This window comes from Virgibacillus salarius, assembly GCF_039521925.1.
GTDB lineage: Bacteria > Bacillota > Bacilli > Bacillales > Amphibacillaceae > Virgibacillus > Virgibacillus salarius.
On record NZ_BAAACY010000085.1, the window covers coordinates 33,285 to 58,121 of the forward strand.

Annotated in this window: 19 protein-coding genes, 1 other RNA gene and 1 other annotated feature; of the genes, 4 read left to right on the forward strand and 16 right to left on the reverse strand. The window is 37.0% G+C overall.

All coding sequences use genetic code 11. The annotated features are described in order from the left end of the window. Positions 1-53: 53 nt before the first annotated feature. From recD2 to cymR, 5 genes are read right to left on the reverse strand one after another with little or no spacing between them, the layout of a single operon-like run. Positions 54-2,363 carry an SF1B family DNA helicase RecD2 gene (recD2, locus tag ABDZ84_RS11230; protein ID WP_026681242.1) on the reverse strand — a complete coding sequence of 770 codons (2,310 nt, stop codon included), beginning with the start codon at positions 2,361-2,363 and terminating at the stop codon, positions 54-56. A 21-nt stretch (positions 2,364-2,384) separates the two neighbouring features. After that, positions 2,385-3,044, reverse strand: a complete 660-nt coding sequence (locus ABDZ84_RS11235) for a tetratricopeptide repeat protein (RefSeq protein WP_026681243.1) — start codon at positions 3,042-3,044, stop codon at positions 2,385-2,387. 14 nt (positions 3,045-3,058) lie between these two features. Next, positions 3,059-4,171 (reverse strand): tRNA 2-thiouridine(34) synthase MnmA, encoded by a 1,113-nt coding sequence (mnmA, locus tag ABDZ84_RS11240; RefSeq protein WP_026681244.1) that lies wholly within the window; start codon positions 4,169-4,171, stop codon positions 3,059-3,061. A 16-nt stretch (positions 4,172-4,187) separates the two neighbouring features. After that, positions 4,188-5,330, reverse strand: coding sequence for a cysteine desulfurase family protein (locus tag ABDZ84_RS11245; protein WP_026681245.1), 1,143 nt, complete (start codon positions 5,328-5,330; stop codon positions 4,188-4,190). 24 nt (positions 5,331-5,354) lie between these two features. Then, positions 5,355-5,774 carry a cysteine metabolism transcriptional regulator CymR gene (gene cymR / locus ABDZ84_RS11250; RefSeq protein WP_026681246.1) on the reverse strand — a complete coding sequence of 140 codons (420 nt, stop codon included), beginning with the start codon at positions 5,772-5,774 and terminating at the stop codon, positions 5,355-5,357. A gap of 219 nt (positions 5,775-5,993) precedes the next feature. Between cymR and ABDZ84_RS11255 the strand changes: the two genes are divergently transcribed. Continuing rightward, positions 5,994-7,271 carry a replication-associated recombination protein A gene (locus ABDZ84_RS11255; RefSeq protein ID WP_121605365.1) on the forward strand — a complete coding sequence of 426 codons (1,278 nt, stop codon included), beginning with the start codon at positions 5,994-5,996 and terminating at the stop codon, positions 7,269-7,271. Positions 7,272-7,360: 89 nt separating this feature from the next. Beyond that, positions 7,361-8,026: an RsfA family transcriptional regulator gene (locus ABDZ84_RS11260; RefSeq protein WP_026681248.1), complete on the forward strand. Its 666-nt coding sequence runs from the start codon at positions 7,361-7,363 to the stop codon at positions 8,024-8,026. Between the two features lie 78 nt (positions 8,027-8,104). On the opposite strand, the gene ssrS is transcribed toward ABDZ84_RS11260, so the two are convergent. From ssrS to ABDZ84_RS11280, 4 genes are all read right to left on the reverse strand, one after another. After that, positions 8,105-8,288: non-coding RNA, 6S RNA (ssrS, locus tag ABDZ84_RS11265), on the reverse strand. Between the two features lie 92 nt (positions 8,289-8,380). Further along, positions 8,381-10,156: an aspartate--tRNA ligase gene (gene aspS / locus ABDZ84_RS11270; protein WP_026681249.1), complete on the reverse strand. Its 1,776-nt coding sequence runs from the start codon at positions 10,154-10,156 to the stop codon at positions 8,381-8,383. 13 nt (positions 10,157-10,169) lie between these two features. After that, entirely contained in the window at positions 10,170-11,438 is a 1,269-nt protein-coding gene (hisS, locus tag ABDZ84_RS11275) for a histidine--tRNA ligase (protein WP_026681250.1), read from the reverse strand. 93 nt (positions 11,439-11,531) lie between these two features. Continuing rightward, positions 11,532-11,750: a binding site (T-box leader), on the reverse strand. 61 nt (positions 11,751-11,811) lie between these two features. After that, a complete protein-coding gene (locus tag ABDZ84_RS11280; RefSeq protein ID WP_162986289.1) occupies positions 11,812-11,988 on the reverse strand; it encodes a hypothetical protein in 177 nt (58 codons plus the stop codon). A gap of 86 nt (positions 11,989-12,074) precedes the next feature. Between ABDZ84_RS11280 and ABDZ84_RS11285 the strand changes: the two genes are divergently transcribed. After that, entirely contained in the window at positions 12,075-13,118 is a 1,044-nt protein-coding gene (locus ABDZ84_RS11285; RefSeq protein WP_343781512.1) for an N-acetylmuramoyl-L-alanine amidase family protein, read from the forward strand. A 656-nt stretch (positions 13,119-13,774) separates the two neighbouring features. On the opposite strand, the gene dtd is transcribed toward ABDZ84_RS11285, so the two are convergent. The 7 genes from dtd to ABDZ84_RS11320 form a co-directional block, all read right to left on the reverse strand. Next, positions 13,775-14,221, reverse strand: a complete 447-nt coding sequence (gene dtd, locus ABDZ84_RS11290) for a D-aminoacyl-tRNA deacylase (protein WP_026681252.1) — start codon at positions 14,219-14,221, stop codon at positions 13,775-13,777. A 44-nt stretch (positions 14,222-14,265) separates the two neighbouring features. Beyond that, complete coding sequence (locus tag ABDZ84_RS11295) at positions 14,266-16,467, reverse strand: RelA/SpoT family protein (RefSeq protein WP_121605368.1); 2,202 nt, start codon at positions 16,465-16,467, stop codon at positions 14,266-14,268. A 207-nt stretch (positions 16,468-16,674) separates the two neighbouring features. Beyond that, the gene (locus ABDZ84_RS11300; RefSeq protein ID WP_026681254.1) at positions 16,675-17,187 is read right to left on the reverse strand and encodes an adenine phosphoribosyltransferase; all 513 of its coding nucleotides are present in this window, start codon (positions 17,185-17,187) and stop codon (positions 16,675-16,677) included. Continuing rightward, entirely contained in the window at positions 17,177-19,507 is a 2,331-nt protein-coding gene (gene recJ / locus ABDZ84_RS11305) for a single-stranded-DNA-specific exonuclease RecJ (protein ID WP_026681255.1), read from the reverse strand. Before recJ ends, ABDZ84_RS11300 begins: the two co-directional genes overlap by 11 nt. A gap of 70 nt (positions 19,508-19,577) precedes the next feature. Then, positions 19,578-19,910 (reverse strand): LapA family protein, encoded by a 333-nt coding sequence (locus tag ABDZ84_RS11310; protein ID WP_026681256.1) that lies wholly within the window; start codon positions 19,908-19,910, stop codon positions 19,578-19,580. 283 nt (positions 19,911-20,193) lie between these two features. After that, positions 20,194-22,464 (reverse strand): protein translocase subunit SecDF, encoded by a 2,271-nt coding sequence (gene secDF / locus ABDZ84_RS11315; RefSeq protein ID WP_343781516.1) that lies wholly within the window; start codon positions 22,462-22,464, stop codon positions 20,194-20,196. Positions 22,465-22,693: 229 nt separating this feature from the next. Next, the gene (locus ABDZ84_RS11320) at positions 22,694-23,008 is read right to left on the reverse strand and encodes a post-transcriptional regulator (RefSeq protein WP_343781518.1); all 315 of its coding nucleotides are present in this window, start codon (positions 23,006-23,008) and stop codon (positions 22,694-22,696) included. Between the two features lie 118 nt (positions 23,009-23,126). Here ABDZ84_RS11320 and spoVB point away from each other — a divergent pair, with 118 nt between their 5' ends. Continuing rightward, positions 23,127-24,677, forward strand: a complete 1,551-nt coding sequence (gene spoVB / locus ABDZ84_RS11325; protein ID WP_026681258.1) for a stage V sporulation protein B — start codon at positions 23,127-23,129, stop codon at positions 24,675-24,677. Positions 24,678-24,837: the final 160 nt, after the last annotated feature.

Sequence of the window (24,837 nt, forward strand, 5' to 3'; positions counted from 1 at the left end):
GTCTCAAATCTTACTCTCATGCTAACCCAAATTAACCAAAAATATACGTTTTGTCACATGAAATCGTATGGTGAAAGCTGGTCCTCATCCTCCACTTCAGGTTCAATCACTTTGCTGTCTAATTTAGCGATAAGACTCTCCTTTAGGCTGGTATAGCGCTGATTTGTATCAACTGTTGTTACTCCTTTTACAAACGCCTGCTGTTCTCCACAAATAATTAATGATTGTTTGCTTCTCGTAATTGCAGTATAAAGAAGGTTCTTTTTTAGCATCCGATGATAGGTTCTGACTACAGGTAATATGACAATTGGAAATTCACTACCTTGTGATTTATGTATAGAAATACAGTAAGCATGCATGATATTTCGGTAATCCTTCGGCTCATAGACGACTTCTTTATCATCATAAGCAATAACAAGCTGCTCCACATTTTCAGTATTTTCTTCTTCTCGAAAAATCGCAACTACTTCACCTATATCTCCATTATAAACACCGTCTTCAGGTTGATTTACCAGCTGAATAACCTTATCACCCTTACGATACACAGCATCCTGTGTTTTCACTTCTCTTTTTTGCTCTGTCTTCGGATTGATGATTTGCTGTAAAGCTTGATTTATTTTCGTGATACCAGCTTCCGATCGATACATAGGAGCTAACACTTGTACATCTCGAACATCAAACCCCTTATCCATAGCTTTTGTAAATATTTTCGTAATCACATCCACCATTTGCAGCTCATTACAAGGAATAAAGCTAAAGTCTTGATCATTTTGTAATTGAACTGGAGCGTCATTTTTAATCTCATGAGCAATTTGAATAATTCTCGAACCTTCTTTTTGACGATAAACTTCTGTAAGACGTACAAACGGTATGCAATCACTTCCAAGTAAATCTGATAACACCTGACCAGGTCCTACAGATGGTAACTGATCCTCATCTCCAACAATTAATACTTGCATATCATCAGGAATAGCCTTAAATAGATGATTAGCTAACCAACTATCGACCATTGAAAATTCATCAATAATTAAAAATCTACCAGCTAATGGTTCATGTTCATTTTTATCAAAACCACTATTACCATCCCAACCTAGTAATCGATGAATGGTTTGTGCAGGAAGGCCGGCAGATTCTGTTAATCGTTTCGCTGCTCTTCCAGTAGGAGCAGTTAAAATAAACGGGAATTCATGCTCATTATCATAATCTTTCGGGTTTAGGGATAATTGATGAATCGTAGCGTACGCATTTAATATTCCTTTCACTACAGTAGTCTTTCCCGTACCAGGACCACCTGTTAAGATCATGAGTTTTGAATGAATCGACTGATTAATCGCAGTGAATTGCTCTTTTCCGTACGATAGAACTTCGGACTCCTCGATGTCACCGATTATCTTCATTAATTCAGCCATCGGGGTTTGATGTTCAATTGGCTTTGTTAGAATTCTTTTAATATGTGTACTAAATCCATCTTCTGCATAATACAAAGAAGGTAGATAGACATGACCATCCTGAATAATAATCGTTTTATCACGATTCAATTCTGTTAAGCGTTCTGTAATAATAACTTCAGAAAGGTCTATTGTTGCTAGCAGCTCCATTACCAAATTTATACACTTATCCATAGGCAAAAACACATGGCCATCTTGAACAGATCGTTGTAACACATAAATACACCCTGCTCCAATTCGATTCGGATGCGACGTAGAAAGTCCCATTTGGTTTGCTATTTCATCCGCTGTCCGAAACCCAAATCCCTCAATATCAAATACAAACTGATAAGGATCCTCCTCAATCAAATGGATAGCTTCATCCTTATAATTCTGATATATTTTTTGTGCCATTTTCAGACCAATATGATAATTAGCTAAATAGACAGCAACATGTTCAAATCCTTGATTCTCTTGAAGCGCAGTCCGCAAAGATTCTGCTGTTGCTTGCTTTAATCCTGCTACATTAGCTAGAGCCTTAGGATCGTTTATAATCTTTGTAATTGCGTTTTCACCAAGTTGATCAACGATCTTCTCCGCCGTTTTCTTGCCTACACCGTAAAAGAGATCACTCGAAAGATAAGCAACAAGCCCATCCTTCGAATTAGGAATAAACGTCTGATAAGAAGTTACGTTATATTGAGTGCCGAAACGAGGATGCTTTTCAAACGTTCCATAAAAATAGTAGCTAGTTTCCTCTTGCAGATTTGAAAAATATCCTTTTATGACAATATCTTTCTCTTTAAATGCTTCATTCGTTTCCAGTACTTTAATTTTTGCAATCGAAAACTGCTCAGCTTGATTGTGAAAAATAGTATAAACAAGTTCCCCTTTGATATACCCTTGATCCTCCACTGCATATTTGTCTCGTTCCATCTCAAACACTCCACTATTTTCTTACTTCTTCAACAATCCCTCTGTTTTTTCCTTGCCATTTGCAGCTAAGACATGCTCAGGTTGAATGCGTAACGCTTCTTCAAAGAACGCTAATGCCTGCTCTAACCGATCTTCAAATAGGGCAATAACACCTAGGTTGTAATTAGCATCACTGTGATTAGTCTCTATTGTTAATACTTTTCGAAAGATTTCTTCTGCATCTTTTAAATGATCGCTCTGTGCCAACGTTAATCCATATTGAAACAAGCTATCAGCATCTTCTGGGTCTAGCTCTGTAGCTCGTAATAAATACGGAAGAGCTAATTTATAATGCTCCTGGTGTTGAAAAGTCATTCCTAGTAAAAAATAAACGTCTGCTTCCTCTAAGCCCAGCTCTACAGCTTTCTGAAAGTTTTCTTGTGCTTTAGGGTAGAGTGCTTGCTCATAAAATAGATTACCTAATCCATAGTAAGCTGTTGCTGCGTGCTCATCCAACTCGATCGCTTTCTCAAAAAAGCGCTGTGCTCTAGGAAGATCATTGACATGAAATAGCAAGTTCCCAAAGTTGATGTAACCAACTGGGTCGTTTGGATTTTCTTCGATTACTTCTGTAAACAATGCAGCAGCCTCTTCGAATTTATTCTCCTGCATGTGCGCTATTGCTTGTTTGTTCTTATCCATAGTAAAACTCCTTATTAACCAACATAATCTAATCTATGGTCCGCTTTTCTAATCTCATCAATTGTTCCTCCACCAAGGCAAACATCTCCATTGTAAAATACGACAGCTTGACCTGGGGTAATAGCCCGTTGGCTTTCCATAAAGTCAACCCTGACATGGTCATCATCCAAAATGGTTACCTTTACTTCACTATCTTGTTGACGGTAGCGGAATTTAGCTGTACAAGTAAAACTCTCCTCCACTTTATCCGCATGAATCCAATTCACATCTGATGCAATAAGAGCATCTGAATATAGCTTGTCATTTGCATAGCCTTGCTCCACATAAAGGACGTTATCTTCTAGATTTTTACCTACGACAAACCACGGGTCTCCAGCTCCACCGATTCCCAGTCCTTGCCGTTGACCGATTGTGTAATACATAAGACCATCATGTTTTCCTTTCACTTCCCCTTCTAACGTTTGCATTTGTCCTGGCTGTGCAGGTAAATATTCACTTAGAAACGTTTTGAAGTTTCGTTCTCCAATAAAGCAAATTCCTGTGCTATCTTTCTTTTCAGCAGTTGCTAATCCATGCTCTTTAGCTATTTTTCTAACTTCTGATTTTGGTAGATGCCCAAGTGGAAACATCACTTTCCCCAAAATATCTTCGGTTAATTGATTTAAAAAATAGGTTTGATCCTTATTGTCATCCACTCCACGAAGCATTTCGTATCTATCATTTTGAGATCGGACTTGTGCATAATGCCCTGTTGCTAAATAATCTGCACCTAGAGACATGGCATGCTCTAAGAATGCTTTAAATTTAATCTCTTTATTACACATTACGTCTGGATTTGGTGTTCTTCCTGCTTTATATTCATCTAGAAAATACGTAAATACCTTATCCCAATATTGCTTTTCGAAATTAACCGCATAATAAGGAATTTCCAATTGATTACAGACACGTACAACATCATCAAAATCTTCTGTCGCCGTACAAACACCAAATTCATCTGTATCATCCCAGTTTTTCATAAAGATTCCGACTACATCATATCCTTGTTGTTTTAATAATAGAGCAGCAACGGAAGAATCAACGCCTCCACTCATTCCAACTACAACTCTTGTGTCCTTATTACTTTTCATGATTTATCCATCCTTTTTAACGAGCTAATCGCTTCACAATTTTTGCAACACGTAATGCAGCTTGCTCTACATTTTCCTCTGTATTGAAAATTCCAAAGCTAAACCGAATTGAGTTTGTTGTACATTCATGTTCTTTACCAAACATCGCTGTTAATACATGAGAAGGCTCTACAGATCCCGCTGTACAAGCACTACCACTTGAAGCAGCTATGCCTTCTAAATCAAAATTCGTCAAAAGCGCTTCTACTTTTGTACCTGGAAAGCTAATATTAACAATCGATGCAATCGTGGACTTAACATCCCCATTTACTTGAAACTCAACACCATTTTCTTCTAACAGGCGAAGAAACAGATTTTTATAGGAGCTATACAATTCATTACGTTCAACTTTATTTTCCATAGCAAGCTCAACGGCTTTTTGAAATCCAACTATGCCAGCAATATTTTCTGTCCCAGCCCGACGTTTTCTTTCTTGCTCACCGCCAAATTGTAAAGACTGAAGCTGTACATTCTCTTGAACATATAAAAAACCTATCCCTTTAGGTCCATTTATTTTATGTGAAGATACTGTCAGCAGATCAATGCCTAGCAAATTTACGTCAATATCGATTAGTCCATAAGCCTGGACAGCATCCGTATGAAAATAAGCCTGGTGTTCGTGTAGCAATTGTCCAATCTCTTGGATCGGCTGAATAACCCCAGTTTCATTATTTACAAACATTATCGAAACTAAAATAGTTTCATCCGTTAGTGCACGTCGTACATCTTCTGTAGAAACCAAACCATCTTGATCAACAGGTAAATAGGTCACGCTAAAACCCTCTGCTTCTAATTTCTCAATGGTATGCAGGACAGCATGATGCTCTTGTACTGTCGTAATAATATGGTTACCTTTATCTCGATTACCTAAAGCAGCACCTATTAATGCAAGATTATCAGCTTCCGTTCCCCCACTTGTAAAAACAATTTCTCTTTCCTTAGCTTGTATACTTCTAGCCATTACGAGTCTTGCTTCATCAAGCAGGTGCCTTGCTTTCCTACCAAATGAATGAACACTTGATGGATTACCAAACACTTCTTTTTCTACGTTATACATGGTATCCAAGACATCTTGATGAATCGGCGTTGTTGCTGCATGATCTAAATAAATTTGTTCCATGTTTATCTTTCCTTCCTGCTTGCATTAAATATAGAACATATATGCTTCTTGCGGCTGTTCATTATTATGTTCGGATAAATCCTTTAAAGTCGTGGTATCTAAGACATCCTTAACAGCATCACGAATTCGTAGCCAAAGCGCCTGCTTGGCAGGTTCTTCATCCTCTATTCCCTCTACAGGTGTAATAGGGCCTTCTAATACCCGAATAATGTCACCAGCTTTTATATCAATTGGTTCTTTCGCTAATATATAACCACCATAAGCACCACGAATACTTTTTATTAACCCTGCATTACGTAGTGGGCTAGCAAGCTGCTCTAAATAATGTTCCGATAAGTTATTCTCTTTAGCTATTTGTTTTAAAGAAGTCGGTCCTTTTCCATGCTGCTTAGCTAAATGAATCATAATTGTTAATCCATATCTTCCCTTTGTAGAAATCTTCATTTATTACACCTCAATTTAAATTACGTTCCATTAATACTAATACATGATATTATAGCATGGAACGCATTCTTCATGCATGTTATCGAATTGAATTGTATGGTAGTGTATGTAATCATTATATCGTAGCATTACTTCTATTTTAATCATGCTACCTCGCATATCTCTTTATGAACAATCTTCTTGAAACAATGTTTTATTATATTATAAAGGAAGGTATAAATGAAATTAAAACCACTTGCATTTCGTATGAGACCCGGACATATTGACGAGATTATTGGACAAGAGCACTTAGTTGGGGAAGGTAAAATCATTCGACGTATGGTAACTGCTGAGCGATTAGCATCGATGATTTTATTCGGGCCACCGGGAACTGGTAAGACGTCCATGGCATTTGCTCTAGCAAAAAGTTTAGGAAAGACGGTTAAATCACTGAATGCAGTGACAGATAAAAAGAAAGATATGGAGATCGTTGTCGAAGAAGCTAAAATGTTAGGTCAGGTTGTGCTCATACTCGATGAAGTTCATCGTTTAGATAAAGGAAAACAAGATTTTCTGCTGCCTCATTTAGAGAGCAATCTTATCATTCTGATTGGTTGTACCACTAGTAATCCTTATCATTCCATTAATCCCGCTATTCGTAGCCGGTGTCATTTATTCGAATTGCAGCCCTTAACAACAGAGCATGTGAAACAAGCGATCAATCGAGCAATAGCAGATCAAGAAAACGGGCTGGGTAAGCAGCAAGTAAAGCTTTCTGATGATGCACTCGAGCATTTCGCTAGAAGTGCAAACGGTGATATGCGCGCTGCACTGAATGGACTGGAACTAGCAGTTTCATCAACCCCTGAAAACGAACAGCATGAGATTGCTATTGCTTTAGATACCGCTGAAGAGTGTATGCAAAAAAAGAGCTTTTCACATGATAAGGATGGAGACGCTCATTACGATGTACTTTCTGCTTTTCAAAAGTCAATTCGTGGTAGTGACGTTGATGCTGCCCTTCACTATTTAGGTAGATTAATTGAGGCTGGTGATCTAGATAGTATTGCTCGACGAATGATCGTAACAGCGTATGAAGATATTGGGCTTGCAAACCCACAAGCTGGTCCTCGAGCAATTTATGCCGTACAGGCCGCAGAGCGATTAGGCTTTCCTGAGGCAAGAATACCACTTGCAGTAGCTATTGTAGAATTGTGTTTGTCCCCTAAATCCAATACCGCATATAAAGCACTTGATGCAGCTTTGGCAGATATTCGCCAGGGTAAGAGCGGTGATATTCCGTTACATCTAAAAGATTCACATTATCAAGGTGCGAAGTCATTAGGCAGGGGCAATGAATACAAATACCCCCATAATTATGATAATGGGTGGATTGATCAGCAGTACTTACCTAATTCTATAAAAAATAAACAGTATTATCATCCAAAAGCGACAGGTAAATTTGAACAGGCTATGAAACAAGTTTATGAAAAAATACAACAAGATAAAAAGATTTGACGTATAAGATAAACCTCCTGCGGTAACAATGAATGTAAAGCTAAATCTATTATTTATTGAAGCTGTTATTACTAAAGGAGTTGAACATAATGGTAAAGGTAAGACAAGACGCATGGTCACATGAAGATGATTTATTATTGGCTGAAACCGTATTACGCCATATCAGAGAGGGGAGCACCCAATTAAATGCTTTTGAAGAAGTCGGTGATAAATTGAACCGTACATCAGCAGCATGCGGCTTTCGCTGGAATGCTGAGATTCGGATGAAATATGTGAATGCTATTGATCTGGCAAAGCGTCAACGTAAAGAGAAGAAGCGTGCCATGGCTAAAAGCGGCCAAACAATCAGAAAGCCTGTAGTTTCTTTACCTCAGAATCACGTACAAGAGGAAGATACACAGCAAAACGACGTCCCAGCTGTACAAGCTGATTCATCGATGACAATGGATATGGTAATACGCTATTTAAAGGACGTTAAAAAACAAACAATTTCTTCCAACCAATCAAAAGCAAATCTTGAGCAAGTGGAAAACGAGAATAAAAAATTAAGAGAACAAGTAGATACATTGAATAAAGAATTAGAACAAACTAAAACACAGTTGTCTACTATTCAAGAGGACTATCAAGCATTTATTCAAATTATGGAAAGAGCACGTAAAATGACCGTTTTGGATGATCAAGGTTCCATGCCTGCACCGGCATTTCGCATGGATAAAAACGGAAACTTGCAGCAATTAGCACAAGGGTCAAATTAACAGATTCCGTCTATCTTGCTAGCAAAAAACCCTAAATTGCCAAAGGAGGTAATCCTTTTTGCAATTTAGGGTTTTTTACACAATCCCGATCGTGCCGTCCAGTATGAAGCTTTGATCCCGCTCACGGCAGGTGGGTGCTCTGTCCTATATTTATTGTACTTCCTAATTCAAGGCACGTACGCAACATAGGAACTACTTCGAACTCCCAAGTATACAGTTGTTCGGTCAAAACACTTTTCATGGACGCACACATCAGGATTGCGTTAAATACTATTATTCATCGAACCTTGCATAAGCTTTGATATTATTTTAACACGTGTATTCTTCAAAAAGCAATAATGAGATAGCTTTCAATTACTTATCTTTACGGTTTAACTGGATGGATAATTCATCTAACTGTACTTTTTCTACTTCACTTGGTGCATTTGTTAACAAATCGGAAGCAGATGCAGTCTTTGGAAACAAAATCGTATCTCTAAGATTCGTTCTTCCTGCTAATAGCATAACAATTCGGTCTAGCCCTAATGCAACACCGCCATGGGGAGGAGTTCCATATTCAAGTGCTTCAAATAAAAATCCAAATTGTTCTTTTGCTTCTTCTTCAGAAAAACCTAATACATCAAACATTTCCTTCTGTAGGTCTGTTTTATGAATCCTAATCGAACCTCCACCTAATTCAAAGCCGTTGAGAACAAGATCATATGCATTTGCTCGAACACTAGCTGGGTCAGATTTTAATTTATCTATATCAGCCTCTGCTGGAGAAGTAAACGGATGATGTGCTGCAAAATATCTTTCTAACTCCTCATCATATTCTAATAGCGGCCAATCTGTTACCCAAAGAAAATGAAATGCTGATTCATCAATTAATTTTAGTTCCTTCCCTAACTTCAATCGAAGTGCACCTAAGCTGTCATGAACTACATTGCTTTTATCAGCTACAAACAACAGTAAATCGCCGTCTTCTGCACTTGCATTTGCTAATAACTCCGCTTTTTCATCTTCCGAAATAAATTTAGCAATCGGACCTTTGACATCCGCGCCTTCCACTTTTAGCCATGCAAGTCCTTTAGCTCCATACACCTTAACAAAATCTGTTAGTTTATCAATATCTTTTCTTGAATAATTTGCGGCCTGCTCTTTTACATTTAATAAAGCAACGCTACCTCCAGATTCAATGGCACTTTGGAAAACCTTAAAGGTTGAATCTTTAAGCACCTCTGATACATGAATTAATTCCATACCAAATCTTGTGTCTGGCTTATCTGAACCATATCGAGACATTGCTTCATCATACGCCATTCTTGGTAGCGGTAAGGAGATATCTATACCTTTTACTTCCTTCATCACATATTTCATCATTTCCTCAGTCATCTGCATAATTTCATCGCTTGATAGAAACGATGTTTCAATATCAATCTGAGTAAATTCAGGCTGTCGATCAGCTCGTAAATCCTCATCTCGGAAGCAACGAGCAATTTGGTAATACCTCTCAAATCCGCCCATCATAATGAGCTGTTTAAATAACTGAGGTGATTGAGGTAATGCATAAAATTCCCCATCATGAACACGACTTGGTACTAAATAATCCCTAGCACCTTCTGGTGTACTTTTTGTCAGAATAGGTGTTTCCATTTCCAAAAAATCACGTTGGTTAAGGAAGTTACGTACCGCTTGTGTTGTTTGATGACGAAGTTTAAATGTTTCCTGCAGAGGTTTGCGTCTTAAATCAATGTAACGGTATTTTAAGCGCAGATCCTCTGCAACATCAGTCTCATCCTGGATCGTAAAAGGCGGTGTTTTTGCCTTATTTAAAATGGAAATTTCTGCAACAATTATTTCAATGGTACCAGTAGTCATTAATGGATTAACCGTTGAAACGTCCCGTTTTACTACTTTCCCTTTTACCTCTACCACATATTCACTTCGAATTGTTTCGGCAATTTCCATAGCTGCCGCCGAATGATCAGGGTTAAATACAATTTGTACAATACCTGATTTATCACGAAGATCAACAAAGATTAAACCGCCTAAGTCACGACGCTTTTGCACCCATCCCTTTAATAATACCGTTTCACCGACATTTGCTTCTCCAAGCGTTCCTGCCATTATACGTTGATGTTCACTCATTACTATTTCCTCCTCAAAGCTTTTCCTTTATAACATCTTCCAACTCTGCCAGTGGAACATTCTCTTGATTACCTGTGCGCATTTCGCGAACAGCGATATGCTGTTGTTGGAGCTCATCCTCTCCCAAAATTAATACATATTTTGCTTGATAACGATCAGCCGCCTTAAATTGCCCTTTCATTTTCTTCCCTTGATAATCCTTATCTACTTGAATACCTTGCTTACGAAGATTGTGCATAATACGTACAGCTTCTTTTTCAGGTTTTTCTCCAACTGCAACTAGATAGCAATCCAATGTATCATCTACAGGTATTTCTTTTTCTTCTACTTCAAGAGCCATTAATAGGCGTTCAAGTCCCATTCCAAAACCAATACCAGGTGTTGCAGGTCCACCTAGCTCTTCAACCAGACCATGATATCTGCCGCCACCAGCCAAAGTAGTAATAGCGCCAAATCCCTCCGCTTCACTCATAATTTCAAATGTCGTGTGATTATAATAATCAAGACCACGGACCATATTTTTATCCACTTCAAATTCAATACCCATTAGCGTTAAATATTCTTTCACTTGATTAAAATAATCTGTTGATTCATCATTCAAATATTCTAAGATTGATGGAGCTGTTTTCATAGATGGGTGCTCGCGATCTTTCTTACAATCCAATACACGTAATGGATTCTTTTCTAATCGTAATTGACAATCGCCACATAGCTCCTCTTTATGTGGAGTAAAGTGATCAATTAATGCTTGACGATGAGCAGTTCGACTTTCTTTATCACCTAAAGAGTTGATTACTAACTTTAATGATTTCAATCCCATTTCTCTATAACAACTCATAGCCAAATCGATAACTTCTGCATCAATTGCAGGATCAGCACTTCCAAGTACTTCCACTCCGAATTGATGTAATTGGCGCATGCGGCCTTTTTGTGGTCGTTCATAACGAAACATTTGCGCAAAATAATACAATTTTACTGGTTGGTTAGCTGAACCAAACAGCTTATTTTCAACAAATGAACGAACAACAGAGGCAGTTCCTTCAGGACGAAGTGTTATACTTCTACCACCACGGTCTTCGAATGTATACATTTCTTTTTGCACAATATCTGTTGAATCACCAACACCACGTTGAAATACTTCTGTATGTTCAAACAAGGGTGTCCGTATTTCATGAAAGTGGTATCTATTACATACCTCTTTTATTTTTCGTTCGATAAACTGCCATTTACTTGCATCCTGTGGTAGAACATCAGCTGTTCCCCTAGGTGCTTTATAACTCATACCAAAACCCCCTGCTTTTAATTTTTGCTTTGTGATGACTATGTATATACAAGTCCTCTTTAAAATATAAAAACTCCCGACCCTTATAATAAAATAAGGGACGAGAGTTTACCCGCGTTGCCACCCTAGTTGATGTATTACATACATCCGCTTTACACAGTTAACGCCTGCAAAACGTTTATATCTACTATTATTTCGATATAAAACCTCAGGAATGTCTTTCATTGGACCAACTGTAAAAATGCTTTCAGCCTAAGGCATTTTCTCTCTATCCAATTGGGTTTCAATTACTTTTTCCCTCATCGGCATATTTTTTAACTATCGAATTCGTAATCATGAATGTATATTATATTAATCTTTCCAACTACTTCTGTCAAGCACGAGTTATTTTTTTCTTTAACATTTTTACTTCTCCTAAAGAAATGCCTAATTCCTGAGCAATTTCCATGTGATTTGCATGCCCTTCCATCTCCATAAACTTATGGAGATTCACACCGAACACTTCATTTTGGTGATGTGAATGCCATTGTTTATCTGCCGATCGCATCATCTACACTCCTCCTATCCATTACCATTAGCTTTGCCTAGAAAGAGTGTTTTTATTATACTAAAGTAAAACATAACAAGGAGGTTGTTATGTATTTACGTAAAGTTCGTATAACGGTTTGTTCCATCATGATTTGGTTATTTTTAACTCTAATGGTTAGCTATGCTGACACAGCTATCATCAAAGGCGATAATGTTAACATTCGAAATGGTCCGGGAACCAATTATCAAACGATTGGACAAGCCGGAACCAATGATACTTTTTCCATTATACAGCGACAAGGAGAATGGATTCAAGTTCAATTAGAGAATGACACAGGCTGGATTATCGAGACATATTTAAGCATTATAGAGAATAATGAGCAGTCTACAGTTGATACACCCCCAGAATCCATAACGATCCCCAATGACCATACACAAATTCGTAACGGACCTTCAACAGAGTATAAGATTGCATATTTTGCTGAAAAAGGTAGCTCCTTTCAAGTTATTTCTGTAGAAGGACAATGGTATGAAATACAGAACAAGAACATTCATGGATATGTATATAAACCACTTATTGACAAAGTAGAAGTACCCTCTTCAAGTACGTTCAAGAATAAAACGATTGTGATTGATGCTGGACACGGAGGTAGAGATGTTGGGGCTATTGGTTCATCAAATATCTTTGAGAAAGATATTGCTTTTTTAACAGCACAAGAATTAGCACAAGAGCTAACCATACTTGGTTCTGATGTAAGAATAACAAGACCACGTGATGAGTTCGTATCATTAGGTAGTAGAGTCAGCTTTAGCAATATGGTGAAGACAGATGTATTTATAAGCATTCACTATAACAGTGTGCCTGAATTGCCCGAGGTTACCGGAATTGAGTCATATTACTACCAGGAAGCAAATAATCAATTAGCAGCTTCTATCCAATCAGAGTTGATAAAAGCTACAGACTCGAAAGACCGAGGAACAACCCATGGTGACTTCTTAGTGCTTCGGCAGAATTTACAAGCATCTGTTCTAGTAGAGCTTGGGTTTATTTCCAACCCTGAACAAGAATCCTCACTCCGAACAACTATATATCAAAAAGAGTTGGTATCAGGAATAGTTAATGGTCTCGCAAAATATTTTGCAAGTAAATAGCTATCGCAATCAGCTAACAAAGTGAAACTTCAATCCGAGTTTGTTTATCCTTCATGGATTGTTAGTACCACAAGGGTATGACCTAGAGTCCCTTAAGCCAACTAGACTGGCAGTCGATTTCCTACTTACTAAGATTGATTTCACTTTATTGCTTGAAGTGGGGAACTTACTGCCAGTTATATACACGATAAAAACTACAAGTTTTTCCTTGACTGAACCTCTTGTAAGGATAACACAATAGCATGCCATAACGCTCTTTCGCATAGCTTAGACAGGCAAGTATAGGAGATAACCTTCTTTTCGTCCGGACAAGCTACTGACATGGCTGCTTGTTTTCCTGCTCCTTCTTTTATGGATATGATGTATAAACTTTGTAAAACTGTTTTAGGACGCTTTTACATTCTTTGAAGCTTGAACAAAGCTAATATCCCATAGAACAAAAGCGCAAGCGAGTCAACGGAGATAAAGGTGAGCTTGCGAGCCGATAATGATTCATCGTAGGGCAATTCGTGAAGTCGCCTAGTTTCTGGACACTAGACGTGGCTCAACACGCCCGTATTTATCCATATGGGCTAAATCTTTTAATGTCCTAGACTATAAAAATAACTGCCGAGAAAAAGTTTCTCGACAGCCTGAAATAATACAACCATTTCCGATTACTTATCTTTACTGTCTATAATTAATGTAACTGGGCCAGAATTCGTGAATTGCACATCCATCATTTCTCCAAATTTGCCTGTCTCCACTTGAATACCTTCTTGTTGAATTAATTCATTGAATTGATGGTAGAGTTTCGATGCCTCACTCGGTTTTGCTGCATTCATAAAATTTGGTCGTCTACCCTTTCGAGTATCGCCATATAAGGTGAACTGAGAGATCGATAGTATACTTCCACCGACATCTTTTAAAGATACATTCATTTTTTGATGATCATCTTCAAAAATGCGCAAATTTATAATTTTGTTTACTAAGTAAGCCGCATCATCTATCGTATCTCCATGCGTTATACCTAGTAATACGACAAAACCAAAGTCTATTTCTCCAATAATTTCATCGTTTACAGCTACACTTGCTTGCTTTGCGCGTTGGATGACTGCTTTCACTTTTGATACCCCTTTTGCGATTTTATTTCGTGAATGTTCAGCGTCTACTGTAACGTTCGTGTTACTGTATAAACATCAGTAATTTGCTTTATACGTTCAACTATTTTTCGGAGATGCCCCGTATTATGAATAAGGATTGTGATTTGAACAACAGCCATTTTATTGCGATCCGATCTGCCGTTTACATAGGTTATATTTGTTTTTGTTTCGTTTACCGCTTGTAATACTTCATTTACTAGTCCACGTCTATCATAGCCAGAGATTTCAAGATCTACATGGTATTGCTTTTGATCTGTACGATCATTTTCCCATTCAACATGAAGAAACCGCTGCTTCGCTTCCTCTGTTTGCACATTTGGACAATCCGTGCGATGCACAGAAACGCCTCTACCTTTGGTAATATAGCCAATAATATTGTCTCCTGGTACAGGATTACAGCATTTGGATAATCGAACCAAAAGGTTATCTATTCCTTCTACCTTAACACCAGAATCTCTTTTATGAGCTTTAGATTGTTTTACCTCTGATTTTACTTCTTCAATAGTTTGAGCTAGGTCTTGCTCTTTTTCTTTGGATTGCCTTATTTTATCGGTTAATCTTGTAGCAATTAATGCAGCCGTTATCCCTTGATAACCAACAGCCGCATACATATCGTCTTCACTAGAAAAATTAAACTTTTCATAAATACGCTGCAGGTTATCCTGTGTCAAAACATCCTTTGGCTCGATCGATAGGTTACGGATTTCTTTGTCAACCGCTTCTTTTCCTTTTATAATATTTTCTTCTCTACGTTGCTTTTTGAAGAACTGCTTTATTTTATTTTTAGCTTGCGATGTCTGTGTGATCTTTAACCAATCCTGCGACGGACCATAAGAATGCTTCGAAGTCATCACTTCAATAATGTCACCGTTTTTCAGTTTATAATCAAGCGGCTCCATCTTCCCATTTACTTTTGCACCAATAGTTTTATTACCTATTTCTGTGTGAATTTTATAGGCAAAATCTAATGGAATGGATCCTGACGGTAGTTCAATGACATCCCCTTTTGGTGTAAAGACATATACCATATCCGAAAATAAATCAACCTTCAAAGATTCCATAAATTCTTCTGCATCATGTGTATCATTTTGCCAATCTAAAATTTCTCTAAACCACGTTAGCTTCTCTTCAAATGATTTTTTGTCGTTATTAACTCGTTTTCCTTCCTTATAAGCCCAATGTGCAGCTATTCCATATTCAGCAATTTCATGCATTTCTTTCGTACGGATTTGCACTTCAAGAGGGTCGCCTTTCGGACCAATAACGGTTGTATGAAGGGATTGATATAGGTTGGGCTTTGGCATTGCGATATAATCCTTAAATCTTCCAGGCATTGGCTTCCAGCATGTATGAATAATCCCTAACACTGCATAGCAATCTTTAATGCTATTAACAAGAATACGTACTGCAAGTAGGTCATATATTTCATTAAATTGCTTATTCTGCTTTACCATTTTGCGATAAATACTATATAGATGCTTTGGTCTTCCTGACAATTCTGCATCAATATTCATATCCTTAAGTTGATTGGAAACTTCATCCATCACTTCTTCAATATAGGATTCTCGCTGATCCCTTTTTTGCTTCATCAGCTGTACAATTCGATAATATTGCTGTGGATTTAGATAACGTAAGGCAGTATCCTCAAGCTCCCATTTAATAGTTGAAATCCCAAGTCGATGTGCCAATGGTGCAAAGATTTCTAACGTTTCATTGGATATCCTTCGTTGTTTTTCTGGAGGTAAGTGCTTTAATGTTCGCATATTATGCAATCGATCTGCTAATTTTATTAATATGACTCGAATATCTTTCGCCATTGCTACAAACATTTTTCGATGATTCTCTGCTTGTAGAGCTTCCTTTGATTTATATTTAATTTTACCTAATTTAGTTACCCCGTCTACTAGCATAGCGACCTCATGATTAAATGCTTCTTCAATTGCTTCAAGAGTGACATCCGTATCCTCTACTACATCATGAAGAAAGCCTCCGGCAATTGTTTCTGGATCCATTTCAAGTTCCGTTAATATCCCTGCCACTTGAACTGGATGGATAATATAAGGCTCACCAGATTTCCGAAACTGATCGGCATGCGCCTGTTCAGCAAATTCATATGCCCGGCGAATAAAATCAGTATCTCCTGATGTTAAATACTGACCAGCCATTTCCAAAATGTCATCAATTGTCATAATATCGCTTTTTGCCATTCAAATCACCTTTATTCGCTGTCTCAAGTTTCAAATTATACCTTAAATTGATATTATTATTAAATATATCAATTATATGCTTTTCCTTTGTATGTGTCCATCGTTAAAATTTGTAAAGTTTTATATATGTAATTCCGTCTAAAATAAGTATGTATTAATACATAAATAGGCCTAACGATCTATATCATCGTCAGACCTATCTCCTGCTTAATAACTCATAAGTGTCAGGACGTCATAACCTTGCAATTTCTCTAATCCATCTAAATAGCTTAATTCAATGATGAAAGCACAACCTACTACAATTCCACCTAGTTCTTCAACTAGCTTAATTGTCGCTTCAATTGTGCCACCTGTAGCAAGTAAATCATCTGTAATCAACACACGCTGTCCAGGTTTTATAGCATCCTTGTGGATGGTTAAAATATTAGATCCATATTCTAAACCGTAGTTCACCTTCACAACTTCGCGAGGAAGCTTACCTTCCTTTCTAACTGGTGCAAATCCTACCCCGAGTGCATAAGAAACAGGGCAGCCAATAATAAATCCTCTTGCTTCTGGACCAACTACTATATCTATTTCTTTTTCTTTTGCATATTCAACGATCTCATCAACTGCTGAACGAAAAGCATCACCATCTGCCATCAAAGGCGTTATATCTTTGAATTTTATTCCTTCCTTTGGCCAATCTTCTACAATTTTTACATGCTTTTTATAATCCATAACTAAGTTCCTCCTTGGGACGTCCCAAATAATCCATACATTCTTCCGTAAACCACTTTCTCAATTCCTCATAACTAGAATAATAAAGTATCTTCTCAATCTCAGCCTGCTGTAATCGATCTTGATAAATCATTGAAGATTGTAAGTCTTGTTTTAATGGCTTTGCTTGTAGCCTCAGCATACCATTATCAATTAAGGCAAATTCCAATTCATGGAACACATTTAGCATAAACAAAACTTTATCTTTATTCCAACCTCTAGATTGCATGATACCTGAAATTGCTTGTTTTAAATCGATTTCCCTCTGTTTCATGAGAAGTGCATAGAGCCATTTAAATTCTTCTCTTGTTGGAAATGCTCGCAAATACGTACTATCCTCCACATAATAACACACATGAATATTAGTAGGCTTTGTCATTTGAATTAACTGTTTTAACGCAGTAAGTTCATTTGGTAAATCATAAATAAACAACGTCTCTACTTCTTGCAGTTGCTCTAAATTACATTGATAGGTTATTTGTGGAATAGCATCATCGAATGATTGCTGATTACCATTACGTACGATAAGAAAATCATCTTCAAATTCCATAAAATTTAACTTATTGACATTTCTTTTACCTCGATGATCAAACAATTGCCATTCCGCTATGCTTAAATCTTGAATCATCATTTGAGGTTTACGAACTCCATTCCACTCATTTATACCTAACTCTCCTACTACATTTATTTCAGTATGAGGTGTTAAATAATCATAAAGTTCTCCCATGCCAAAGCCAATACCGTCTAATACTGTATTCTCTTCCTTAAATTGTAGCTTTAGATGATTTTTCATACTACCAATTTGCCTTGCTTGAGTAGGAAGATTTTTAATATGAAAAACAGGTTTTGGATTATCCATACCAAAAGGAGCTAATTGATTAATTTCATGAATCAGCTCTTCTGAAATTTCTGGAATCGTAATGGTCTGACTTACATGAATGACTTGCTTAAAATCTTCTTCCGTTAACTTACTCTGTATTAGTTCATCTAATGCAGATTGTACTGCAGAAAGCTGGTCAAGCTGAATGGTCATTCCGGCAGCCTGTGAATGACCACCAAAACTGGAAAACAACTGCTTTATCGTCATACAATTTTGAAACAAATCAAACGCAGGTATACTTCTTGCAGACCCCTTAGCTACACCACTGTCTGGTTTTATAGCCAGAACAATAGCTGGCCTATCAAATTTCCGAACTAATTTGGATGCAACAATACCTAATACACCCTCATTCCAGCCTTCTTTAGCAACAATGATAACTCCTTGATTATCAGTGTTATCTACCATTTGCTCTGCTTCTTTTACAATACGACTGACAATTTGTTGTCTTTCTTGGTTAATAGCATTTATTTCCTCAGCCATTTCCTGTGCTAGTTGTTTATTTTCTGTCATTAGCAAATGTACAGCCATATCCGCGTCCTGAAGTCGCCCAACAGCATTAATTCTAGGACCTATTAAAAAACCTACATCTTCCTCAGTTACTTCGCCTTCTATTTTGCATACAGCCTTTAATGCTTTCAACCCATAGTTATCCGTAGCTGTTAATGCTTTTAACCCGTAATAAGCAAGAATTCGATTTTCATTCACCAATGGAACTAGATCTGCAATGGTACCAATTGCCGCAAAAGCTAATAAATGGTTTGGAAAATAGCCTAGTAAGCTTTCTGCAAACTTAAACGCGACCCCTACTCCCGCTAACTCTTGAAATTTATAATCAGGTGAACACTTTGGATGTATAATCGCATAGCAATCTGGCAGTTCTTCTTGAATCTCATGATGGTCTGTAATGATCAAGTCGATGCCAAGTTCTTTTGCTATTTTTGCTTCATGAATCGCAGCAATGCCAGTATCAACTGTTATAATTAATCGGTAGCCTTCTTCAAAAGCCTGACGAAATGCTTGTTCATTCGGTCCATAACCCTCTGTGAAACGATTGGGAATATAAAAGTCACATGTAGCTCCTAATTCCTGCAACGCTTTTAATAGGACTGTCGTTGAACTGACACCATCAGCATCATAGTCACCAAAAACTAGAATCTTATCTTGTTGTTCAATTGCTTGATGAACACGACGTGTTGCCTTATCCATAGATAAGAGTCCATCTGGATTATGTAAATCGGATAAATCAGGTGCAAGAAATTTAGAGGCAGCATCTTCGGTTGTTATTCCTCTTTGTAGTAAAAGCTCTTGAATAACAGGGGATAAGTGATGTAAATTGTCCATCCAATGTATGGCATCATCCTCTATATTTGTAAAATTCCATTTTGCTTTACTTTTTAACATTTTTTCACCCCTGACTAATCTATTATACATAAATAAAGTCAGGGGTAGCAACTAGAAATACAATATTTCATTATCCTTTACTATCTTCTTGCTCACCGCTTGATTGCATCGCTTTTGAATCAATATTAGTAGAGACACCAGCGTCTTCAAGTTTGTTTACTAATTCTTTATTTTTGGCTTTGATTTGTTTCATTTCACGTTGCAACCGAAAAATTTTTAATGTACCAGCAGCTGCTGTAATAATAACTCCCATTAAAACAGAAAACAAAATAATTAAAATAAGCGGCGATTCTCCAGTCCAAAATAAATAATTAACTTCAACAGATTCCACATTTGTGACTGCAAAAACCGCAACAATAATAGTAAATAAAATAGCAAAAATCACATATGTTTGACCCTTCATTTAATCCCTCCTATCATTTCCCTTTATACAACCGTTTCCCATTTATTTCAAGGATGAAACAATTCTATGATGGATTATCTACATGGAATGCGTTTAGATTTCCCTTATATAACACCCTTTATGCTAGTTTATATTACGAACAGAAGCTCCCAATTAGAAACATAAAGGAGATTTTTCTGTTACAACTCTACAAGTTTAATTCTCACACAGGCAGAGCCTGTGGTTTAAAAAACATCAATTAAAAAACCTCTGTTACGCTGTTCGTAACAGAGGTTATCAATAGTTATACCTGAGGTCCTTCAACACGTTTTTTCTTCGTAAAGTCTACAGGCTTTTTCTTAATCATTTTCCCGCGCCACACTAACCATAATTGGGCAGCTAAGAATAGTGAAGAATACGTTCCAGCTATTAACCCTACTGCAAGCGCAATGGCAAATCCACCAATGGATTGAGCACCAAGGAATAAAAATGCTAATACCGCAATTAATGTCGTTATAGAAGTATTAATACTTCGGACAAATGTTTGCACCAAGCTTCTGTTCACAATCACAGCAAGCTCTTTGAACGACTTGACTTTTTTCTTCTTACGGAGATTTTCCCTAATTCTATCAAAAGTAACAATCGTATCGTTAATGGAATAACCAACAATTGTTAAAATAGCAGCCACTATGGTTACATCAAATTCTATTTGCGTAATACTAAAAATCGCCACGGTAAAGAAGGCATCGTGTAGCAAGGCAATGATTGCTGTGATAGCAAAAAAGAATTCAAAGCGAATCGTGACATAGATGATCATAATTACAGAAGCAATCGCTACTGCATATGCAGCGTTTTTGACTAGCTCCTGACCTACAATCGGTGATACTACACTTACACTTGGTTCAATATTATATTGATCGATATAATAATCCTTTATTTCGGCAATTTTATCCTCTGAAAGAACTTTATCAAATCTCGCTACTGCTATCTCTCCATTTTCACCAGAAGATACGATCGATTTTGCTTCTATTCCTAATTCTTCAAAGCCTTTTTGAACATCTTCTTTAGCAATTGTTTCTTCCGCTAATAATTCGATTCTAGATCCACTTGTAAAATCAATTCCTGGATTTAGTTTAAATAAGAACAATGAAGCAATTCCGATAACCACCATAAAAATGGATATTATAAAGAATTTCTTACGATGCTGCACAACATTAATTTGACGGTTAAACATCTTCGGTTCTTCTGTATTTTTAACAGCAATATCTTTAATATCTTCTCTTTTAACCGCAAACCAACCTGGGCGATTTTTGAAAAGTTTCGTTTTTACCCAAAGACTAAGTAACAATCGTGTCCCAAAGACTGCTGTTAGAAAGCTAACAAGAATGCTAACAATTAACATAGTAGCAAACCCTTTTACAGAGCTTGTCCCAAAGATAAATAATACAGAAGCTGCTAATAACGTCGTAATATTGGCATCCAAAATCGTCGATAATGAATTCTTTGTTCCGGCTTTAAAAGAGGCCATAATGGACTTACCAGCACGTAATTCTTCCTTAATCCGCTCAAAAGTAATGACGTTGGCATCTACAGCCATACCCACACCGAGTATGAGCGCAGCTATACCTGGTAAGGTCAATACACCATGCATTAATTCAAAAACTACTAAAATTAGATAAATGTAAATACTTAGGTTAATTACTGCAATGAAACCTGGAAAACGATAAACAGCAATCATAAACAGAAATATTATTCCTACACCAACAAAGCCTGCAAATACAGTTTTATCTAATGCTTGTTCACCAAACTGCGCACCGACTGATGTGGAATATATTTCTGACATATGTACTGGTAGTGAACCAGAATTTATAATATCTGCTAGCTGTTTAGCAGATTCAACGGTAAAATTACCACTTATCATAACATTGGTCGTATTTAATATTTTGCTTACTCGTGGTGCGGAAACAAACTTAGGATCCTCTTTAGAATACTCTGCTGCATATGAATCGCCTTCCTTATAATCCATCCAAATTACAAGAAGGTTATCATCATATGGCGTATCCGGATTTTCCATATCCTTTATTTGACTTGTAACATCACCAAATTTTTTCGCATCCTTAAGCTGTAATGAAACAATCGGTTGATTACTATTAGGATCAAAATCCTGTTTTGCTGATCCTTCTTTAACATCTGTTCCATCTAATAATTCCTTATCGTTTACATCGCGAAACGATAATTGTGCTGTTGTTGATAAAAGATCACGTGCTTCTGACTGGTCCTCTACGCCAGCTAATTGAACACGTATTCTATCCTCGCCCTCAATATCAATACTAGCCTCACTAATACCTAATCGATTCACACGGTCGTTCAACATCTCTACGGTCGATTCCAATAACCTTCTATCAACCTGTTGATCTTTATCTACCGGTTCAACCTCATATAGAACCTCAAATCCACCTTGTAAATCTAATCCCAATTTAATATCCTTTGTAATTCCTGTAACCGTTGATCCAATCAAACCTGCAAATACAAGCACGATTAGAAAAAAGGCAACAATTCTGCCTCTACTTTTCATTAATAATTGTCCTCCCTTTTATCCCGCATCTTATAAACAGAACTGCTTCCCTTACTTCATTTTCCTCTTGGTAGGAATCATTTATTTCAGTCATCGGCTGAAAACAAATTACGTCTGTTTTTCTATACTGCAACATGCAGGTTACCAAGACGTTCTTCTTAACATAGAATGTCCGCCTTTATCTGATATCGAATCATTAAACTGCGTGTAAAGTGTATTCTTTATTGAGTTACAATTTATGTATTTTCTCATTATTCGCTAGGTCATTTGTGACGGCTGCTATCGATGCCATTAAATCGTCACTCTGGTAGGCAGAAATTGTCAGATAACTTATATACGTAGCAGTTGTTAAATGAAAAATATCCTGCACTACTTCATATATACGCTTTTCTGGATCTCCCTTCCATACTTTTTGTACAAGACAAGCCCAAACATCCTCTATCGATGCTCGTTCATATCCCATTAAGTGAAATTCCTTTGCCTTACTCTCTAATGCTGGTATAACCATTGCTTTCCATTCTGATACAGTTTGTACAATTTCCAAAACAATCCCTCCTTATTCGGAGTAGTAAAAATTGAGCAACTTGTCATGCTTGGCCCATTTAGTAGCATATATATCATTGTATATGAAATTTTATTTTTTGAGAAGGCAGGTCGACAGAATGACCAAACAAACATTTTTACAAGGTACGCTCATTTTGATACTAGCTGGCATGATTACTCGTTTTCTAGGCTTTATTAATCGAATTGTTGTAGCACGACTTATGGGAGAAGAAGGCGTTGGTCTCTATATGATGGCTCTCCCAACCTTTTTTCTTGTCATTACACTTACACAGCTTGGATTGCCTGTTGCAATATCAAAAAGAATTGCAGAAGCAGAAGCTCGTGGTGATCACGCCAAAATTAAAAAAATTCTAATTGTATCTCTCGTTGTAACAGGGATTTCAAGCATTATTTTTACCACGGCAATGATTGTAGCAACGCCTTTTATAGCATCCACTTTGTTAACAGATGAACGTACACTTTATCCATTATTAGCGATTAGTCCTATTATACCGATCATTGCCATTTCCTCAGTTCTCAGAGGATATTTCCAAGGAAAACAGAACATGAAGCCACAAAGCTATGCCCAAGTGATTGAACAAATTGTTCGAATTGCTTGTGTTGCCTTATTTGTAAAATTACTTCTCCCTTACGGATTAGAATACGCAGCAGCAGGTGCCATGTTTAGTATTATTCTTGGAGAATTTGTTTCCTTGCTTTATATGGTCAAAATGTTTAATTTAAAAAAGCGTATAAAAATCCGTACTCGATTTTTCACGTATTTAACTTCTAGTAAAAATACATTAAAAGAGTTATTTTCTATTGCACTACCTAGTACTGGTAGTCGACTCATTGCTTCTTTCTCGAATTTTCTTGAACCAATATTAGTAGCGCAAAGCTTAGCGATCGCTGGAATATCAAGTACATTAGCTACTAGACAGTATGGAGAATTAACTGGTTATGTACTTCCATTATTGTTTCTCCCTACCTTCATAACGCATTCCCTGTCAGTTGCGTTAGTACCATCGATTTCCGAGGCAGAGGCAACAAATAATCATACGCTAATCCATTATCGTATCCATCAATCCATCCGTTTATCATTTGCTTCAGGCGCAATTGCAACCATTGTACTATCACTTTTTTCTGTTCCTATTTTAACATATATGTACGGAAGTGGGGATGCAAGCAGATTCGTTCTACTAATGGCGCCATTTTTTATTTTACTTTATATACAAGCTCCTTTACAAGCAGCACTACAAGCTTTAGATTTAGCAAGACCAGCCATGTGGAACAGTTTTATCGGAAATGCTTGTAAATTCATTGCTTTATTCTTTCTGGCTTCCAATCCCAGCTTCGGTATTATGGGTGTAGCTATTGCAATCGCACTAAGTGTCGTGCTTATCACACTTTTACATCTCGGTTCATTATATAAAGCAATAGGTTTTGGCATACCATGGAAGGATATTGTAAAAATGATTGCTCTCTTAGCAATGACGTGGGGAGTAGGGCAAATTATAAAAAGTATTTATGAAAATATAAATCCAGGCATTATCATATTTATTTCATTATTGTTGTTACTAACAGGTATATACGTATTATTTCTGTTTCTATTAAGATTTATAACAAAAGAGGAGCTAAAGCAGATTCCATTCATACAAAAATGGATATAATCTTGAGGATAGGACATCAATTTCTCGTCTGAAAAGAAGATAAATAACAGTAAAAAAACTGAGCAAAATTCGCTCAGTCCTTATCACTACATGCTCAGATCTACGCTTCCTATAGTAGCTATTATGGAATAATAGCTACTGCTTGCTTGACCACCACTCC

Bases quoted from the DNA above. Each gene is read 5' to 3' on its own strand.
- hisS (WP_026681250.1), bottom strand. From the start codon at position 11,438: ATGAGTTATAAAGCACCTAGGGGAACAGCTGATGTTCTACCACAGGAT.
- ABDZ84_RS11245 (WP_026681245.1), bottom strand. From the start codon at position 5,330: ATGGAACAAATTTATTTAGATCATGCAGCAACAACGCCGATTCATCAA.
- ABDZ84_RS11295 (WP_121605368.1), bottom strand. From the start codon at position 16,467: ATGGCAAAAAGCGATATTATGACAATTGATGACATTTTGGAAATGGCT.
- ABDZ84_RS11300 (WP_026681254.1), bottom strand. From the start codon at position 17,187: ATGGATTATAAAAAGCATGTAAAAATTGTAGAAGATTGGCCAAAGGAA.
- aspS (WP_026681249.1), bottom strand. From the start codon at position 10,156: ATGAGTGAACATCAACGTATAATGGCAGGAACGCTTGGAGAAGCAAAT.
- recJ (WP_026681255.1), bottom strand. From the start codon at position 19,507: ATGTTAAAAAGTAAAGCAAAATGGAATTTTACAAATATAGAGGATGAT.
- ABDZ84_RS11310 (WP_026681256.1), bottom strand. From the start codon at position 19,910: ATGAAGGGTCAAACATATGTGATTTTTGCTATTTTATTTACTATTATT.
- recD2 (WP_026681242.1), bottom strand. From the start codon at position 2,363: ATGGAACGAGACAAATATGCAGTGGAGGATCAAGGGTATATCAAAGGG.
- ABDZ84_RS11235 (WP_026681243.1), bottom strand. From the start codon at position 3,044: ATGGATAAGAACAAACAAGCAATAGCGCACATGCAGGAGAATAAATTC.
- ABDZ84_RS11260 (WP_026681248.1), top strand. From the start codon at position 7,361: ATGGTAAAGGTAAGACAAGACGCATGGTCACATGAAGATGATTTATTA.
- secDF (WP_343781516.1), bottom strand. From the start codon at position 22,464: ATGAAAAGTAGAGGCAGAATTGTTGCCTTTTTTCTAATCGTGCTTGTA.
- ABDZ84_RS11255 (WP_121605365.1), top strand. From the start codon at position 5,994: ATGAAATTAAAACCACTTGCATTTCGTATGAGACCCGGACATATTGAC.
- ABDZ84_RS11280 (WP_162986289.1), bottom strand. From the start codon at position 11,988: ATGATGCGATCGGCAGATAAACAATGGCATTCACATCACCAAAATGAA.
- cymR (WP_026681246.1), bottom strand. From the start codon at position 5,774: ATGAAGATTTCTACAAAGGGAAGATATGGATTAACAATTATGATTCAT.
- spoVB (WP_026681258.1), top strand. From the start codon at position 23,127: ATGACCAAACAAACATTTTTACAAGGTACGCTCATTTTGATACTAGCT.
- mnmA (WP_026681244.1), bottom strand. From the start codon at position 4,171: ATGAAAAGTAATAAGGACACAAGAGTTGTAGTTGGAATGAGTGGAGGC.
- ABDZ84_RS11285 (WP_343781512.1), top strand. From the start codon at position 12,075: ATGTATTTACGTAAAGTTCGTATAACGGTTTGTTCCATCATGATTTGG.